Below are 15,682 nucleotides of genomic sequence, written 5' to 3' on the forward strand. Positions count from 1 at the left end.
CTATTCAGTTTTTGAATTTTCACTTTTTCGTCTTTTCCTTTTTGACCGAATCTTAAAACATGGAGTATTTCGTAAATCAATTTTGAACCAATGAAAAATCGAATAAGAAAATCCAAAATTTTGATCTCAGTGTTTCAGGAATTTGGGATCCCGATTACTGGGTCCAGAAAATTCAGACAGTTTTACTCGGAGATTCCAGTAGACAAGTTTTATGTCGAAGGAATTCTGTTTGAGTTGGAAAGCCGACTGGGTGTTCTTCTTGAAGAAAAGGACAACGAGAAGATTCATTCGCCTTTGGATGTCATCATGGCATTTAAAAGCAAGGCCAAAGCATAAAAAGCCATTATTTGGCCAAAAAGAACTTTTTGGTAGATTGGTGGGAATAATTCTCCCCATGAAAAATTTCCTAGCGCTACTTTCCTTATTAATTGGCCTACAAGCCACCGCTTTTTCCCAAATTTCCCTGTTTGATGGCAAGAGCCTCAACGGTTGGTATATGGATGTTCCTGATCTCCAAAAAGACAGTACTCTTAGGAAACCCTTTATTGTCCGCGAGGGATTATTGGTGAGTTTGGGTACTCCCGGAGGGCATTTGATTTCGGAGAAAAGCTATGAGAATTACATTCTGGAGTTCGAATATCGCTTTGCGGGAAAGCCAGGCAACTGCGGAGTGTTGGTTCATGCTTCTACACCAAGAGCCCTTTATGGGATGTTCCCCAAGTCGATTGAAGTCCAAATGATGCACAGCAATGCAGGTGATTTTTGGTGCATTCAGGAAGATATCCAAGTAGATGACATGGAGAAGCGTCGCGGTCCTAAAGAAAACTGGGGAGTCTCTGAAGGCAAGGAGCGCAGGATTATTAATCTAACGGATAATTCAGAAAAGCCACTGGGTGAATGGAACCGGATGAAAATCAAATGTGAAGGAAATAGGATTACCGTTTGGGTCAATGGAGATCTAGTCAATGACGGCTACGGTGCCACTGCCAAAAAAGGCCAAATCGCACTTCAAGCTGAAGGAGCCGAGGTAGAATTCAAAGACTTGATTTTGTCCCCTATCAATTAGAACGTTTATCAGGTAGTGGGAGCGGGGCTCTTTTCAGATTCACCTTTTCTGCCAGGAATAAATCTAGGTACCCGGGCTTGATAGCTTTTGTATTCCGGATATTTGGATGCACTAATCTCCTCACTGAAATTGGAGCTTCCTTGAAATAGGATCAGAAGTAACAAGCATCCAACAACTGACCAGTTGAGCAACTGTCCGGAAACAAGGAAGGAGAAAAAGTAAAAACAAACCCAAATCCCCTGCTCTCCAAGGTAATTAGGGTGGCGGGAGATGGCCCAAAGTCCCTTATCCAAAAAGCCTTTGGCAAAGTCTCCATGTAGTAATTTACCTTCCCGTATTAATTTCCATTTTTCACTCTGATACTTCCAGTGTTGCTCGTCTGCCACACTTTCCAAGGCTAGGAAAAACAAGACTCCGCTGGCTATAAAAATGTCCCAAATCCCCAAAGGAAGGCCATCAAACTGCATCGTCACAAGCATGGGTAGTGTGAAAAGGAGAATGAGTACATTTTGATAACCTGAGATAAAAAACAGGTTGAAAAGTGTCCACTTCCATCGAGGCTGAAACTCTGGTTTTTTTCTTAGAATTTCCCATCTGTAATCCTCTTCACCTTCCCAGAATTTCCACCGATAGGCTCCTTTTCTGGCGAAGTTATAAGTCAATCTTGCTCCCCAAGCCGTGACTAAAAGCGCCATCAGGATCATCCTTGGGCTGAAATCTCCATAGTAAGCCATCACCCAAGCATAGATGATTGGCAGGATACTCCAGTATTTATCTACCTGACTGTTGTTGTTGGTCAATTCTCCGATGAGAAAGCAATAGGCAATCGAAAATCCGCAGATTTTGATTAGTACAGAGAGAGCTTCCCATTCTTTTTCTCCCAAAGGAATACCGAAAAAGTATGTAAATATGGGTACCACCAACAAGGTGAAAATGAGAATGGCTGCCGTTTGAAGGATTTTCATTTGCGAAGTTGATTTGGCCTCAAATTACCCGAAATTTTAAATTTCGCAAGGCTAATCCGCTGCATTCCAATATTCCATCCGTTCCAGTTTATTCACCTCGATCGAGTAGAAGCCAAACTCCTCCGTGACTTTTCCCTCGAGCCGGTAGATCGCCCGGCCTTTGAAGGGATACTTTTTCACCACGGGAGGGAAGTGCACCGTGTCAATCCAGTCTCCGTCCCGATCCAGAAGGGTCCCAAAGTTCATCACCTCGCCCTTCACCGTGCGGGTGTACTTGACAGTGACTAGGTAGCCAAGGATCAGAACAGTTTTTCCCAGGTGGTTTTTCAGGTCTTTGGCTTTGATGCCCTGGATACTTTGATCTTTGACCAAGTGAAAAGGGGAGTCCAGCGGAAATTCCAGGATATCGATCTGATCGATGATTTCCTGTCGAATATCCAGTGGTTCAAGTACGGGGATTTCCGGTTGACGATTGCCAAAAGAGATTCCTCCTGAGCGGAAAAGTTCATTCGTGTTCGGCACAGTCTTTCGCTTGTTGAGGATGAAATGTGCCTCCCAGAGGAGTTCCTGCTTGGTTTTTCCTGTAAAACGAAAGCAGGTCATCCTGATCAAAATCAGCAGCTGCTCCAGACTGATATCCACCCGGGCTATGAAATCCGCCAAGCCTAGAAATGCCCCGTTTGCATGTCGCTCAATCAGGACTTTTTCCGTGGTGGATTTTTCCAAAAACTTCATGTGGATCAGCCCAAGATAAACTGTCTTTCCGGTGATCCGGGTGAGGTATTCACTTTCGTTGATATCCGGAGCCTGAATATCGGCTCCGTTCATCCGGAGTTCGTGGACATAGAATTCGGTATGGTAAAAGCCTCCGAAATTGTTGATCACTCCTACCATAAATTCCAGCGGGAAGTAGGCTTTTAGATAGAGACTCTGATAGCTTTCTACGGCAAAGGAAGCTGAGTGTCCCTTTGCAAAAGAATACCCCGCAAAACTCTCGATCTGATGCCATACCTCGGCTGCTACTTTGTCTTCCCGACCGAGGTTTTTGCAGTTTTGGAAGAATTTCTCCTTCACCCGCTGAAATTCATCCTTGGAGCGGGACTTGCCACTCATGCCCCTTCGCAGCACATCAGCCTCAGCCAAACTCAGCCCGGCAAAATAGTGGGCTACTTTGATGACATCCTCCTGATATACCATGATCCCATAGGTCTCGGGCATGATGTCGGCCATTACGGGATGGGCTGTTTTTCTACGCTCGTGATCGATATGCCGAAGAATGTATTCCCGCATCATTCCGGAGCGAGCCACGCCTGGGCGGATGATTGAGCTGGCGGCCACAAGTTCGAGGTAAGTGTCGGCTTTCATTTTAGCCAGGAGCATGCGCATGGCGGGCGACTCCACATAGAAGGCCCCAATGGTATGTCCGGTGCGTAGGTGTTCCTTAATTCTAGGGTCCTTTTTGAACTTCTCCACTTCCCGGATATTCACTTTTATGCCTTGGTTTTGGTAGATGATCTCCAAGGCAGACTTGATGTGGCCCAGTCCCCGCTGGCTCAGGATGTCAAACTTGTGCAGGCCGATGTCCTCGGCCGTGTGCATGTCGATGTGCGCGAGGGGAAATCCCTTTGGGGGCATGTCCGTCGCTGTGTAATAGTGGATGGGCTTGTGGGAAATGAGAATCCCGCAGGCGTGGATTGTCAGGTGGGAAGGTCTGTCGTGCAGCGCCTGACTGTACTTGATGATCAGTTTGCCATACTGATCAGGTTCGTAGCCGGGCTTTTCTGCATAGTGAATCAGCGACTCGATGTCTGTTTTGGGAAGACCGAATACCTTTCCTAGTTCACGGAAGACCGAATTGTACTGAAAGGTGCTGTAGGAGCCAAGGAGCGCCACGTGCTCTTCCTTTCCAGTATTGTACTTGCGGAAAATATAGTCCGTGACTTCATCCCGATCCGTCCAACTGAAGTCGATGTCGAAATCCGGTGGGTTTTCCCGATAGAGATTGATGAATCGCTCAAAATATAAGTCCAACTCGATCGGATCCACATCGGTGATGCCCAGGCAATACGCCACAATACTGTTGGCACCGGAGCCTCTGCCCACGTGGTAGAAGTTGCGGTGCTGCGCAAAAGTCACGATATCGTAGTTGATCAGAAAGTAGGAGACAAAGCCCTTTTGCTGGATGAGTTCGAGTTCTTTGTCGATTCGTTTGGAGATTTCCGGTGAAAAATCCGGATAGCGGTTCAGTGCACCTTTGAAAGTTTCCTGGCGGAGAAAGTCAAAATCCTCCCAGTCCGAACCGAGAATATCCCGGCGGTTTTTGACGGCTTGGAAGTAGAATGAAAACTGGCACTGTTCGAGCAGTTTTTGGGCATTGACGAGGAGGTAGCTGTGACTTTCGCAGCGGGCGATCAGGTCGGCATAGGAGTAGAATTGATCGGTCGGATCAGCCTGCTCGCTCACAGGAAGCTTGCTGAGTAGCGTATTCAGATCCATGCTACGCAGGAGTCGGTGTGCGTTGAATTCGAGTTTGGAGCTGAAAGTGGCCGGCTGGAGGAGAACGAGCTTTTCCTTTCGTCGGAACCAGGGTGAGGTCAGCAGCTTGTTGAGTTGGCCGGGATGCACACCGACGAATTCATTTTCCCGCAGGGGAAAAGCTTTCTCCGAAAAAGGATAGATCACAAAGCTGTTTTCAAATTTCGGTGCCTTCGACTTAAATTCCCGCTTGTGTACCAAGTGCTCCGAGAGGTGCTTGTTGAGTTCAAAGAAGCCTTCCTGGTTCCGGGCCAAGCCGATGTATTGCTGCCGCACGCCGTTACGGAAGTCAATGCCAATCACCGGATGGATGCCGGCTTTTTGAGCCGCACGGATAAAAGGGAAAACACCGGCGGTGCAGTTGATGTCGGTAAGGGCCAGGGCGTCGAGTTTTTTGCCTTTCGCCTCAGCGATCAGCGCTTCCACAGACATCGTCCCGTATTTGAAGCTGAAGTGAGAATGGCAGTTGATGAACATGTTGAAGCAGGAAGTACGAGATACTAAATACGAGGTGACCTGAAATTTTGGAGATCGCTGTTGCCTGCGTCTCCAGACGCTAGACCGGATTGATATGCATGATGCTTCTGGAAAAGCAGCATGTCATAAAGCGGTATGACTTTGGGTGCTTTGAGTAACCTAAAAGGCTACTCCAGAATCAAAATGTTAAAATATTTAACATTTTAATGTTTATAAATTAAACAATAGGATTGAAATCAAGTCAAGGAATTGACTGAATTTTTGGAGGGAAATATCTGGGAAGTAATTTTTTGAAAATGGAATTTTAAAAAGTTATAAACCTGAGACAGGAAATGCTCCAATCTTCCAGGTCTCCAATTTTGGAATAATAAAAACTAAACCTTTGCCAGCGTCAGCTGAAACTCCAGTGCCCCGCAGGGTTTGAATTCATCCGCTTCCAGATCCTCAAAAATTTCCTCGTCAAATTCCATTTCCGTTTTTTCGATTTTGCCGTCTGGATGGACGATCAGCTCGATTCCGGTGAAATCTGATGGATTTACCATGACCAAAACCTGATAATCGTCAAAAATCCGCTTGAAGTATTGTGAAATTGCTTTGGCCATGAGATGCTTTTTAAAATTTTTTCAAAAATAATCTGAAAAAATTGGATTCATGCTTTGCGAATTCCGATCCCTTTTTAAATTTGCTCCTGTCTTATGAAAACAATCGCAACAAAATTTTGGTGGTGGCATTCTACAACTTTCCAAGGGAAAGTTCAGAAAGCCGTTGCCTAATATTTGCGCAACAACATAGTAAAAGGCTTACTGGATTTCCCGGTAAGCCTTTTTTCATGCAAAAAAATTAACCCCGAATGAGCCACGTTAAATTTCCGATCCTCACTACTTACCGTAAGCGACTGGCGGATACCATCACTCCTGTGAGTATTTACCTCCAGATCCGTGACCGCTTTGCCAATCCGATTTTGCTGGAAAGCTCCGACTATCATGGACAGGAAAACAGCTATTCGTTTATATGCTTCAATCCGCTTGCGACCTTCAGTTTCAATGCAGGTAAGGTACAGGAAAAGCTTCCGGTAGGGGATGTTTTGGAGTATGAGGTGACTGCAAAAAAGCGCCTGATGGACTGTCTGAGAGCTTTTGGGAATAAATTTGATCCTACTCCGGATAAGTTCAAGTTCAGTACCAACGGGCTTTTTGGATACATTCAATACGATACGGTAGCGTATTTTGAGGATATCAAACTGCAAAACACCCAGCCCAACGAAACCCCGATGATGCAGTACTCCATGTATCAAAACATCATAGTGGTGGATCATTACAAAAACGAGCTGCATCTCTTCGAACACCGTGTCGCCGGTGCTCAAAATCCCGAATACATGGATGAGATCGAGACGCTGCTGAATAACAAGAACATCCCGGCCTATTCATTCAAAAAAGTAGGTGAGGAGGTGTCCAACTACTCCGATGAGGAATTTCTGAAAATCCTCAATCAGGGTCGGGAGCATTGCTTCCGAGGGGATGTGTTTCAGATTGTTCTTTCCAGACGTTTTACCACCGAGTTTAAAGGTGACGAGTTCAATGTCTATCGGGCTCTTCGCTCGGTCAATCCTTCGCCTTACCTGTTCTATTTCGATTACGGTTCATTTAAAGTGTTTGGAAGTTCACCGGAAGCACAGATTGTGGTAAAAAACCGAAAAGCGACGATTTTCCCGATTGCGGGTACTTTCCGGAGAACCGGAAATGACGCAGAAGATGCCGAGCTGGCGAGAAAGCTTTATGATGATCCCAAGGAAAACTCCGAGCATGTGATGCTGGTGGACTTGGCAAGAAACGACCTTTCCCGATCCTCTGACTTAGTGAATGTGGAGGTTTTCAAAGAGATTCAATACTACTCCCATGTGATTCACTTGGTGTCCAAAGTGACTGGGCAATTGCCTGACGGAGCCAATCCCCTTCAGTTGGTCGCAGATACCTTTCCGGCTGGGACACTTTCCGGTGCGCCAAAGTATCGGGCGATGGAATTGATCGATGAACTGGAAAATGTCAGCCGACAATTCTATGGAGGGGCGATCGGTTACTTGGGTTTCAATGGAGACTTCAACCATGCCATTTTGATCAGATCCTTTGTCTCCGAAAACAATCAACTTAGATTCCAGGCAGGTGCGGGAGTGGTGGCAAAGTCCTCGATTCCATCCGAATTGCAGGAAGTGGCTAATAAATTGGAAGCTTTAAGAGTGGCACTACGGGCTGCAGAAAATATTTGAACCTAAAATGCCATGAAAATCCTCGTCCTTGATAATTATGACTCCTTCACTTACAACTTGGTGTATATCGTCCGGCAGTTGGGCTATGGAGCGCTAATGGATGTCTTCCGAAATGACAAAATCAGCTTGGAGGATGTCGCACAATACGATAAAATTCTCCTTTCTCCAGGTCCTGGTGTTCCCTCCGAAGCGGGTATTATGCCGGAGCTGTTGAAGAAATATTCCCCGACCAAATCCATTCTCGGCGTTTGCTTAGGCCATCAGGCGATTGGAGAGGCATTTGGAGGCAGTTTGATCAACCTCTCTGAAGTGCTCCATGGAGTAGCTTCAGAAGTGACTGTCCAGCCGGATGTTCTTTTCGAAGGAGTGCCAAAAATATTCAAAATTGGCCGATACCATTCGTGGGTCATTGATGAGGCTACTCTTTCCCCTGACCTGGAGGTCATCGCCCGTACTCCGGATCAACAAATTATGGCCGTAAGACACAAAAAATTCGACGTAAGGGGTGTACAATTTCATCCCGAAAGTATCCTGACCGAAAATGGCGTCAGAATCATGCAAAACTGGCTGGAATCTTGATCACTGGCCTTTTACCCATCACCCCACTCGACCCAAAATGAAAGACATTCTCAATCAGTTAATAGAGCATAAAACGCTCTCTCAGGAGCAAGCTCGGGAGGTATTGAAAAACTTGGCAACTGGATCTTACAACACCAGTCAGATCGCTTCCTTTATGACGGTATACCTGATGCGAAGTATCACAGTGGAGGAGCTTCGCGGATTCCGGGAAGCCATGCTGGAACTTTGTATTCCTGTCGAAATCGACGAATACGATGCCATGGATCTTTGTGGCACAGGCGGTGACGGCAAGGACACCTTCAACATCTCCACCTTATCTTCCTTTATTGTTGCCGGAGCAGGTCAGCATGTAGCCAAACATGGCAATACTGGCGTTTCTTCGATATGCGGTTCCTCCAACCTCCTGGCTTATTTTGGCTATGAGTTTTCCAACGACATCAGCGAGATTCGTCGGTCTTTGGACGAGGCGGGACTGTGCTTTTTGCATGCCCCGCTATTTCACCCAGCCATGAAAAATGTCGCTCCAATCCGAAAGGAGCTTGGCGTGAAGACCTTCTTCAACATGCTCGGTCCGATGGTTAACCCAAGTTTCCCAAGAAAACAGTTGGTTGGTGTTTTCAGCCTCGAACTAGCCCGACTTTACGGATACCTGTATCAGGAAATGGACGGCCGGTTTTCGATCCTTCATGCTCTTGATGGCTACGATGAAATTTCGCTCACCGGACCTTTCAAAATGATTTCCAATCAGGGTGAAAAACTCCTCAATCCCGAAAATTTAGGGCTTTCCAGACTTTCGCCTGAAAGCATTGAAGGGGGAAATACAGTACAGGAATCCGCCAAAATTTTCGAAAGGGTGCTGAAAGGGGAAGGGACAGACAGCCAAAATTCAGTTGTAATTGCCAATGCAGCCGCTGCTTTGGTGACTGCGCGGGAAGGGCTGAGTTTTCCGGATGCTGTTGGACTGGCAGAGGAAGTCTTGCTTAGCGGCAAAGCTCTTCGTGTGTTCAATGGCCTAGTCAATCCCAAAACCTCAGTTTCCTTTAATAATTAGTGATTTATTACCATCCCATGGAATCCCGGATGTTTTAAAACCTATCAAAAAGTTTGAGGCGTAACTCCATACTAGATTTCAATAGCTTAATCATTACTCATGAATATTTTAGAAAAAATCATCGCAGACAAGTACAGAGAAGTTGAAGAGAAAAGTAGCATTCTGCCGGTAAAGCTGCTGGAGCGAAGTACCTACTTTGAGGGAAAGGTCGTCTCGATGAAAAAGTATGTGACCAATCCCGACAAGTCGGGAATCATTGCGGAATTCAAGCGAAAATCTCCTTCCAAGGGCACAATCAATGGCTCCGCTTCTGTGGAGCAAGTGAGCATTGGGTACATGCAGGCAGGTGCCTCAGCCTTGTCGATTTTGACCGATAAGGAATACTTCGGAGGAACTAATGAGGACTTGAAAGTTGCCCGGAAATTTAATTTCTGCCCGATCCTGAGAAAGGATTTTGTGGTGGATGAGTACCAGATTGTCGAGGCCAAATCCATTGGCGCTGATTGCATTTTGCTGATTGCGGCAGCCTTGGAACCTGAAAAACTGAAGTCTCTGGCCGCTTTTGCCAAAAGCCTTGGACTGGAGGTTTTGTTGGAAGTACACGATGGAGAAGAGCTTGAAAAAAGCCTCAATGAAAACGTCGATCTGGTCGGAGTAAACAACCGAAACCTGAAGACCTTTGAGGTATCACTGGACACCTCATTGAGCTTGGTCAACAGGATTCCGTCCAGTTTTGTGAAAGTTTCCGAAAGTGGAATTTCCGATCCCAATACGATGATTGAGTTGAAAAAGGCGGGATTTGACGGGTTTCTAATCGGGGAAAACTTTATGAAATCAGCCCGGCCGGAGCAGGCAGCTTACAATTTTATCAAAGAATACCGAAAGCTGCTTGCAGCTGCTGAACTGAGCAAAGCCTAATGGAAATCAAAGTCTGTGGCATGCGGGAACAGGAAAATATCCGGCGTCTCATTTCAGAAGTGAAACCAGACTGGATGGGATTGATCTTTTATCCCAAGTCTCCCCGGTATGTTTCGGATGAACAAACTTCGGAGTTGAAGGAAATTTCAATTAAAAAAGTTGGAGTTTTTGTCAATGAAAGCGAAGCTGAAATTCTGCGAAAAGCGCATGAATTTGAACTTTCAGCTATCCAGCTTCATGGAACTGAGTCCCCGGATTTTGTTGAAAACCTGTCGGGAAAAACCGATTGTGAACTTTGGAAAGTGATTTCGGTGGGGGATGCGATTGATTGGAAAAGCTTGGAAGGTTACCTGCCTTTCGTGAGCAAATTCTTGTTTGACACCGCAACTTCTACCCATGGTGGATCGGGTAAGCGATTTGACTGGAAAGTTTTGGAAACTTATCCTTTCAACAAAGGCTTTCTCTTAAGTGGAGGCTTAGACGAAGCCAGCGCCGAGGAAGTTTTGGCCTTGGAGAAGCAATTAGCGCAACTCCAAGGGGTTGATCTCAACTCCAAGTTTGAGGATTCTCCGGGATTGAAAAACATTGAAAAATTAATTCGATTTAAGAAAAAATTAGAGCATAGTTGATGGTCCGTGGACCATGGACTTTTGACCATAAACTTGAAGACTATGATACGTGTAGATGAAAAGGGGTTTTACGGAAAATTTGGAGGGGCCTACATCCCCGAGATGCTACATCCCAACATTGAAGAACTGAGAGAAAATTGGGAGTCAATTGTTGCCTCGCCTGAATTTCAGAATGAGTTTCAACTGCTTCTTCGGGATTTCGTTGGCCGACCTACACCTTTGTATTTTGCTTCCAGGCTTTCAGAAAAGCATGGCGCAAAAATATATCTGAAGCGGGAAGACCTTTGCCATACCGGTGCCCATAAAGTCAATAATACCGTAGGTCAGATCATTTTGGCCAAAAAACTGGGTAAAAAGCGGATTATCGCCGAGACTGGTGCGGGACAGCATGGAGTGGCTACGGCTACGGTTTGTGCCTTAATGGGAATGGACTGCACCGTGTATATGGGTGAGCTGGATATCCAACGGCAGAGGCCCAATGTGGAGCGAATGAAGATTCTTGGGGCCAAAGTAGTTCCGGCAACTTCCGGATCCAAAACCCTAAAAGACGCCACCAACGAAGCCATGCGTGCTTGGATCAATGATCCTGTCGGAACCCATTACATTATTGGATCAGTGGTCGGTCCTCATCCGTATCCGGAGATGGTCGCCCGCTTTCAGTCGGTAATTTCCGAGGAAATCAAATGGCAAATGATGGAAAAAGAAGGCCGAGAAAACCCGGACCTTGTCATCGCCTGTGTGGGCGGAGGATCTAATGCTGCAGGTGCCTTTTACCATTTTTACAACACCCCAGAAGTACGGTTAGTAGCTGCTGAGGCTGGAGGTTTGGGAGTTAATTCCGGAAAATCCGCCGCGACTACAGCTCTTGGGACGCCGGGGATTTTGCATGGCTCCAAAACTATCCTGATGCAAACCGAAGACGGTCAAGTTGTTGAGCCGCATTCCATTTCCGCAGGATTGGACTATCCTGGAATCGGCCCAGTTCATGCTCATTTGTTTGATATCGGAAGGGCTGAATTCGTAGCAGTGGAGGATGAAGATGCCATGAAAGCAGGCATCGAACTCAGCCGTCTCGAAGGAATCATTCCTGCCATTGAAACTGCCCATGCCATTCATGCACTGAACATGATCGAATACAGCAAGAATGATGTTATTGTGATCAACCTATCAGGCAGGGGCGACAAAGACTTGGATACTTATATCAAGTGGGGAGGGTATTGATTTCGGATTTCGGATGCTTCGACAAGCTCAGCACAAGTTTCGGATATAGGATGCTTCGACCACGCTCCGTAAAAGTTTAAGAATTTTGATTTACGATTTAAGAGTTAAAATGAACCTCAAAAGAAATTTTCAAGGCTTTAAACTTTGGAAAAAAGGAATGAGATACAACTAAGCATCGTAAATCGTATTTCGTAAATCGCACTTAAAAATGAATCGCATAAACTACTTATTCAATACCAAAAAAGAGCGGGTACTCTCGATTTATTTCACCGCCGGATTTCCAAAACTGGAGGACACTCTTCCGGTGATGGAAGCAATTCAGGCAGGTGGAGCGGATATCATCGAGATCGGCGTTCCCTACTCGGATCCGATTGCTGATGGGCCGACTATCCAGGACAGCAACTTGATAGCTCTCGAAAACGGCATGAGTCTCAAAAAACTCTTTGAGCAATTAGTTGGCTTTCGGGCAAAAATTCATCTCCCCGTGGTCCTGATGGGCTACCTCAATCCGATCATGCAATACGGGATGGAGGCTTTTTGCAAGAAGTGCAAGGAAGTGGGTATCGACGGACTGATCCTTCCTGATCTCCCGATGCAGCAATACCTGGATGAGTTCAAGGAGCTTTTCGAGGAATATGGTCTGTTCAATATATTCCTGATATCCCCGCAAACCTCTGAAAAGCGCATCCGCGAGATAGACCAAAACTCCAATGGGTTTATTTACATGGTTTCCTCGCATTCCATTACCGGAGCGAAAACAGGCATTACCGAGGAGCAGATCGCCTACTTCGAGCGAGTGGAAGCCATGAACCTAAAAAATCCCCGCCTGATCGGTTTTGGAATTTCGGATGCTGAAACCTTCACCACCGCATCCCAATACAGCAACGGAGCCATCATCGGATCAGCATTTATCAAGAAAATCAAAGATTCCCAAAACCTGAGTCAAGACATTCAGGACTACCTGAAAGGTGTTAAAGCCTAGTAAATCAATTTAAACCAGTTAATAATTTAGAATTTTGATTTACGATTTACGACGCTTTGATAACCTTCATTCCACAAACCTAGAGTCTAAACTTTGGGAGATAAGGATGGAGGTTCAAAATGACCTCGTAAATCGTACTTCGTAAATCGTACTTCCCCATGATTATCCAGCTTCAACCCGATATTTCCGACATCCAAAAAGAAAGACTGATCTCCAAAGTCAATGAGATTGGCTATAAGACCACTGAGGTCAAAACCCAATTGGGAGATTACCTGATCGGAATCGGAAAAAATGAATTTGACATACGCCGTATCGGTCAGATGGACGGTATCCAGGACATCCACATCGTGTCGGATGAGTATAAGTTGGTTTCCAAAAAATGGAAAGCAAAGCCCACCTCAGTCGATTTGGGTGACGATGTTTTTATCAAAGATGGTGAAATGGCTATCATTACCGGACCTTGCTCCATCGAGTCGGAAGAGCAAATCCGCAAAGTGGTCAATCACTGCCTTGAAAATGGCATCAAGATGATGCGTGGTGGAGTGTTCAAACCGCGAAGCAGTCCTTATGCATTCCGTGGATTGGGTTTGGAAGGTTTAAAGCTGTGGCATTCTATTGCCTCTGAGGCAGGCATTAAGATTGTGACCGAAGTGATGCAAACCTCCCAAATCGAGGAAATGTATCCATATGTGGATGTTTATCAGGTAGGAGCAAGGAACTCACAAAACTTTAACCTGCTGGACGAGCTCGGAAAAGTGGATAAGGCAGTGATGATCAAAAGGGGGATTTCCGGAACGATCGAGGAACTGCTTCAGTCTGCTGAATATGTATTTTCCGGAGGAAATGAAAAACTGATCCTTTGCGAGCGGGGCATCCGAACCTATGAACGTGCTTCCCGAAACACGCTGGATCTCAATGCGATCCCAATCCTGAAAGCTAAATCCCACCTTCCAGTGATCGTCGATCCTTCGCACGGCATTGGAATCCGGGCTTATGTGCCACAAATGGCCTTGGCTGGCGTAATGGCAGGAGCGGATGGAATCATCTATGAATCCCATGAAGTACCTGAGAAAGCTTACTCCGATGGGCAGCAGACCTTGGACTTTGCGCAAAGTGCGAGACTAGCCGCTTGGATCAGAGAGATTTTCGCTAAAAGAAAAACTTTCGAGTTGCTGTAAAATAAGTTTGTGCCAAGCCGAATCCCTGATTAAATTCGAACCATGAATCCTACACCAAGAACCTACGTTCATCATTCTTATCATCTCCTCCACTGAGGGAATAGGAATGACTTTGGTTTTTGCTGAAGAAATAAAAAAGGCCTATTCCGTAGCTGGTGTAGGCCTTTTTTAGTTTAATCAGTATTTGGTTATGCTGCTTCTCCAGAACCAGCAGTTCAAGGTGATTTGAGTAAATGTCCAGCTTCAAGAGAGGCAGGACAGCAAAAAGGACAACAGTAGCGTACCATAAACCCAAATAAAAATGAGTACTAAACCCAAAGACTGGGTCTTTACCGACCCGAGATTAAAGGAACTGAGGCAGGATTATTCGGCTTACACCGAAGAGGACTTTAAAGTCTGGAAAATCCTCTTCGAACGGCAGATGCCCAACCTTCCCAAAGCGGCCTCCAAGGCCTATTTGGAAGGAGTCAAAACGGTGAAATTTACTGCAGACCAGATTGCCAATTTTGAGGAACTAAACGGGATCCTAGCCAAAACGACAGGATGGGAAGTGCAAGTAGTGCCGGGGCTGATTGATGATGATTTGTTTTTCGGCTTGCTGAACAACAAGCGTTTTCCTTCGTCCACCTGGCTGCGGAAAATGGATCAACTCGATTATCTCGAGGAGCCGGATATGTTTCACGATGCCTTTGCCCACATGCCTTTGCTGACCAATCAGCACTATGTGGATTTTCTGGAGGAGCTTTCCGGCATAGCATTGAAGCATATTGATAACCCTTGGGCGATTCAGTTGCTCAGTCGGATTTACTGGTTTACGATCGAGTTTGGCTTGATTCGGGAGGAAGGAGAATTGCGGATTTACGGAGCAGGGATTTTGAGTTCAGCTGGAGAGACCAAGTTTTCACTTTCCGACGAGCCTAAGCACTTTCCTTACGATGTCCGTCATATCATGAGTACCGAGTACTGGAAAGATCACTTTCAGGATAAATATTGGGTGATCGAAAGCTATGAGCAGCTGTTCAATTCTCTTCCTGAGATAAAAGAGGTTTTGGAGGAGATGTTGAAAGAAAAGATGGAAAATTAAACTGACCGAAGACTGAAGACCGAAGACTGAAGCATTGACTTCCGTCCTCCCTCTTCCGTCTTCCGTCTTCACACATGAAAATAGCAGTAATCAAATACAACGCAGGCAATGTCCAATCGGTCCTATACGCTTTGGAGCGATTAGGTGCTGATGCGGTATTGACGGATGATCCGGAGGAAATCCACGCGGCGGACAAAGTCATTTTTCCCGGTCAGGGAGAGGCGAGTTCTGCCATGGCCTATCTTAAAGCACGCCAACTAGACCAAGTCATCAAGGAGATCAAGCAACCCTTTTTGGGCGTTTGCTTGGGTTTACAGTTGCTTTGCGAGCATTCGGAGGAAAACGATACCGAGTGCCTGGGGATCTTCCCGGTGAAGGTAAAGCGCTTTATTCCCGAAAATTCCCAAGAATTCAAGGTGCCGCATGTAGGCTGGAATGAATTGGAAAACCTTGCTGATAATGTCCTTGTGAAGGATTTGCCGGACCCAAAGTTTCTCTACTATGTTCACAGCTACTATGCCGAGCTGAGCGAGGCAACGATAGCAACCACGCATTACATCCAGGATTTTACTGCTATTCTTCATCGGGATAATTATTGGGCCATTCAGGCTCACCCGGAAAAAAGCAGCACGGTGGGAGAGAAGCTGCTGAGTAATTTCCTGACTATTTGAAAATCCACCTGTCCCTTTTGAAAAGGGGAGTTGGCCAAAATGAACCTCAAACCTAAAATCCCG

At 45.9% G+C, this 15,682-nt stretch carries 15 protein-coding genes; 12 read left to right on the forward strand and 3 right to left on the reverse strand.

Going from position 1 to position 15,682, the window contains the following annotated elements; genetic code table 11:
* Positions 1-90 precede the first annotated feature (90 nt).
* The gene (locus tag D0X99_RS15815) at positions 91-336 is read left to right on the forward strand and encodes an acyl carrier protein (protein WP_119478822.1); all 246 of its coding nucleotides are present in this window, start codon (positions 91-93) and stop codon (positions 334-336) included.
* 58 nt (positions 337-394) lie between these two features.
* Positions 395-1,066, forward strand: coding sequence for a 3-keto-disaccharide hydrolase (locus D0X99_RS15820; RefSeq protein ID WP_119478823.1), 672 nt, complete (start codon positions 395-397; stop codon positions 1,064-1,066).
* Positions 1,067-1,074: 8 nt separating this feature from the next.
* Here the strand turns inward: D0X99_RS15820 and D0X99_RS15825 are convergent, their stop codons facing one another.
* The 3 genes from D0X99_RS15825 to D0X99_RS15835 all read right to left on the reverse strand — a co-directional run bounded on the left by D0X99_RS15825 (position 1,075) and on the right by D0X99_RS15835 (position 5,645).
* A complete protein-coding gene (locus tag D0X99_RS15825; protein ID WP_119478824.1) occupies positions 1,075-2,031 on the reverse strand; it encodes a DUF1295 domain-containing protein in 957 nt (318 codons plus the stop codon).
* A 51-nt stretch (positions 2,032-2,082) separates the two neighbouring features.
* Positions 2,083-5,043 carry a DNA polymerase III subunit alpha gene (locus D0X99_RS15830; RefSeq protein WP_119478825.1) on the reverse strand — a complete coding sequence of 987 codons (2,961 nt, stop codon included), beginning with the start codon at positions 5,041-5,043 and terminating at the stop codon, positions 2,083-2,085.
* Between the two features lie 374 nt (positions 5,044-5,417).
* A complete protein-coding gene (locus D0X99_RS15835; protein WP_119478826.1) occupies positions 5,418-5,645 on the reverse strand; it encodes a hypothetical protein in 228 nt (75 codons plus the stop codon).
* A gap of 248 nt (positions 5,646-5,893) precedes the next feature.
* Here D0X99_RS15835 and D0X99_RS15845 point away from each other — a divergent pair, with 248 nt between their 5' ends.
* The 10 genes from D0X99_RS15845 (at position 5,894) to hisH (ending at position 15,619) form a co-directional block, all read left to right on the forward strand.
* Positions 5,894-7,306 (forward strand): anthranilate synthase component I family protein, encoded by a 1,413-nt coding sequence (locus D0X99_RS15845; RefSeq protein WP_119478828.1) that lies wholly within the window; start codon positions 5,894-5,896, stop codon positions 7,304-7,306.
* A gap of 12 nt (positions 7,307-7,318) precedes the next feature.
* Positions 7,319-7,885, forward strand: coding sequence for an anthranilate synthase component II (locus tag D0X99_RS15850; RefSeq protein ID WP_119478829.1), 567 nt, complete (start codon positions 7,319-7,321; stop codon positions 7,883-7,885).
* Positions 7,886-7,922: 37 nt separating this feature from the next.
* Positions 7,923-8,936, forward strand: a complete 1,014-nt coding sequence (gene trpD / locus D0X99_RS15855; RefSeq protein ID WP_119478830.1) for an anthranilate phosphoribosyltransferase — start codon at positions 7,923-7,925, stop codon at positions 8,934-8,936.
* Positions 8,937-9,035: 99 nt separating this feature from the next.
* A complete protein-coding gene (trpC, locus tag D0X99_RS15860; protein WP_119478831.1) occupies positions 9,036-9,854 on the forward strand; it encodes an indole-3-glycerol phosphate synthase TrpC in 819 nt (272 codons plus the stop codon).
* Positions 9,854-10,483 (forward strand): phosphoribosylanthranilate isomerase, encoded by a 630-nt coding sequence (locus D0X99_RS15865; RefSeq protein WP_119478832.1) that lies wholly within the window; start codon positions 9,854-9,856, stop codon positions 10,481-10,483. Before trpC ends, D0X99_RS15865 begins: the two co-directional genes overlap by 1 nt.
* A 42-nt stretch (positions 10,484-10,525) precedes the next feature.
* Positions 10,526-11,704: a tryptophan synthase subunit beta gene (gene trpB / locus D0X99_RS15870; protein WP_119478833.1), complete on the forward strand. Its 1,179-nt coding sequence runs from the start codon at positions 10,526-10,528 to the stop codon at positions 11,702-11,704.
* A 208-nt stretch (positions 11,705-11,912) separates the two neighbouring features.
* Positions 11,913-12,686, forward strand: coding sequence for a tryptophan synthase subunit alpha (gene trpA / locus D0X99_RS15875; protein ID WP_119478834.1), 774 nt, complete (start codon positions 11,913-11,915; stop codon positions 12,684-12,686).
* 158 nt (positions 12,687-12,844) lie between these two features.
* On the forward strand, positions 12,845-13,864 hold the full coding sequence (locus D0X99_RS15880; RefSeq protein WP_119478835.1) for a bifunctional 3-deoxy-7-phosphoheptulonate synthase/chorismate mutase: 1,020 nt from the start codon (positions 12,845-12,847) through the stop codon (positions 13,862-13,864).
* Positions 13,865-14,165: 301 nt separating this feature from the next.
* Entirely contained in the window at positions 14,166-14,948 is a 783-nt protein-coding gene (locus D0X99_RS15890) for a phenylalanine 4-monooxygenase (RefSeq protein ID WP_119478837.1), read from the forward strand.
* 74 nt (positions 14,949-15,022) lie between these two features.
* On the forward strand, positions 15,023-15,619 hold the full coding sequence (hisH, locus tag D0X99_RS15895; RefSeq protein ID WP_119478838.1) for an imidazole glycerol phosphate synthase subunit HisH: 597 nt from the start codon (positions 15,023-15,025) through the stop codon (positions 15,617-15,619).
* Positions 15,620-15,682 lie beyond the last annotated feature (63 nt).

Origin of the sequence: Algoriphagus lacus (assembly GCF_003583985.1) — a bacterium.
GTDB lineage: Bacteria > Bacteroidota > Bacteroidia > Cytophagales > Cyclobacteriaceae > Algoriphagus > Algoriphagus lacus.

What these genes read in the sequence shown, in the direction of transcription:
- D0X99_RS15880 (WP_119478835.1), top strand. Translation starts at nt 12,845, where the DNA reads ATGATTATCCAGCTTCAACCCGATATTTCCGACATCCAAAAAGAAAGA.
- D0X99_RS15815 (WP_119478822.1), top strand. Translation starts at nt 91, where the DNA reads ATGAAAAATCGAATAAGAAAATCCAAAATTTTGATCTCAGTGTTTCAG.
- D0X99_RS15835 (WP_119478826.1), bottom strand. Translation starts at nt 5,645, where the DNA reads ATGGCCAAAGCAATTTCACAATACTTCAAGCGGATTTTTGACGATTAT.
- trpB (WP_119478833.1), top strand. Translation starts at nt 10,526, where the DNA reads ATGATACGTGTAGATGAAAAGGGGTTTTACGGAAAATTTGGAGGGGCC.
- D0X99_RS15845 (WP_119478828.1), top strand. Translation starts at nt 5,894, where the DNA reads ATGAGCCACGTTAAATTTCCGATCCTCACTACTTACCGTAAGCGACTG.
- trpD (WP_119478830.1), top strand. Translation starts at nt 7,923, where the DNA reads ATGAAAGACATTCTCAATCAGTTAATAGAGCATAAAACGCTCTCTCAG.
- D0X99_RS15890 (WP_119478837.1), top strand. Translation starts at nt 14,166, where the DNA reads ATGAGTACTAAACCCAAAGACTGGGTCTTTACCGACCCGAGATTAAAG.
- trpA (WP_119478834.1), top strand. Translation starts at nt 11,913, where the DNA reads ATGAATCGCATAAACTACTTATTCAATACCAAAAAAGAGCGGGTACTC.
- D0X99_RS15820 (WP_119478823.1), top strand. Translation starts at nt 395, where the DNA reads ATGAAAAATTTCCTAGCGCTACTTTCCTTATTAATTGGCCTACAAGCC.
- hisH (WP_119478838.1), top strand. Translation starts at nt 15,023, where the DNA reads ATGAAAATAGCAGTAATCAAATACAACGCAGGCAATGTCCAATCGGTC.
- D0X99_RS15850 (WP_119478829.1), top strand. Translation starts at nt 7,319, where the DNA reads ATGAAAATCCTCGTCCTTGATAATTATGACTCCTTCACTTACAACTTG.
- D0X99_RS15830 (WP_119478825.1), bottom strand. Translation starts at nt 5,043, where the DNA reads ATGTTCATCAACTGCCATTCTCACTTCAGCTTCAAATACGGGACGATG.
- trpC (WP_119478831.1), top strand. Translation starts at nt 9,036, where the DNA reads ATGAATATTTTAGAAAAAATCATCGCAGACAAGTACAGAGAAGTTGAA.
- D0X99_RS15825 (WP_119478824.1), bottom strand. Translation starts at nt 2,031, where the DNA reads ATGAAAATCCTTCAAACGGCAGCCATTCTCATTTTCACCTTGTTGGTG.
- D0X99_RS15865 (WP_119478832.1), top strand. Translation starts at nt 9,854, where the DNA reads ATGGAAATCAAAGTCTGTGGCATGCGGGAACAGGAAAATATCCGGCGT.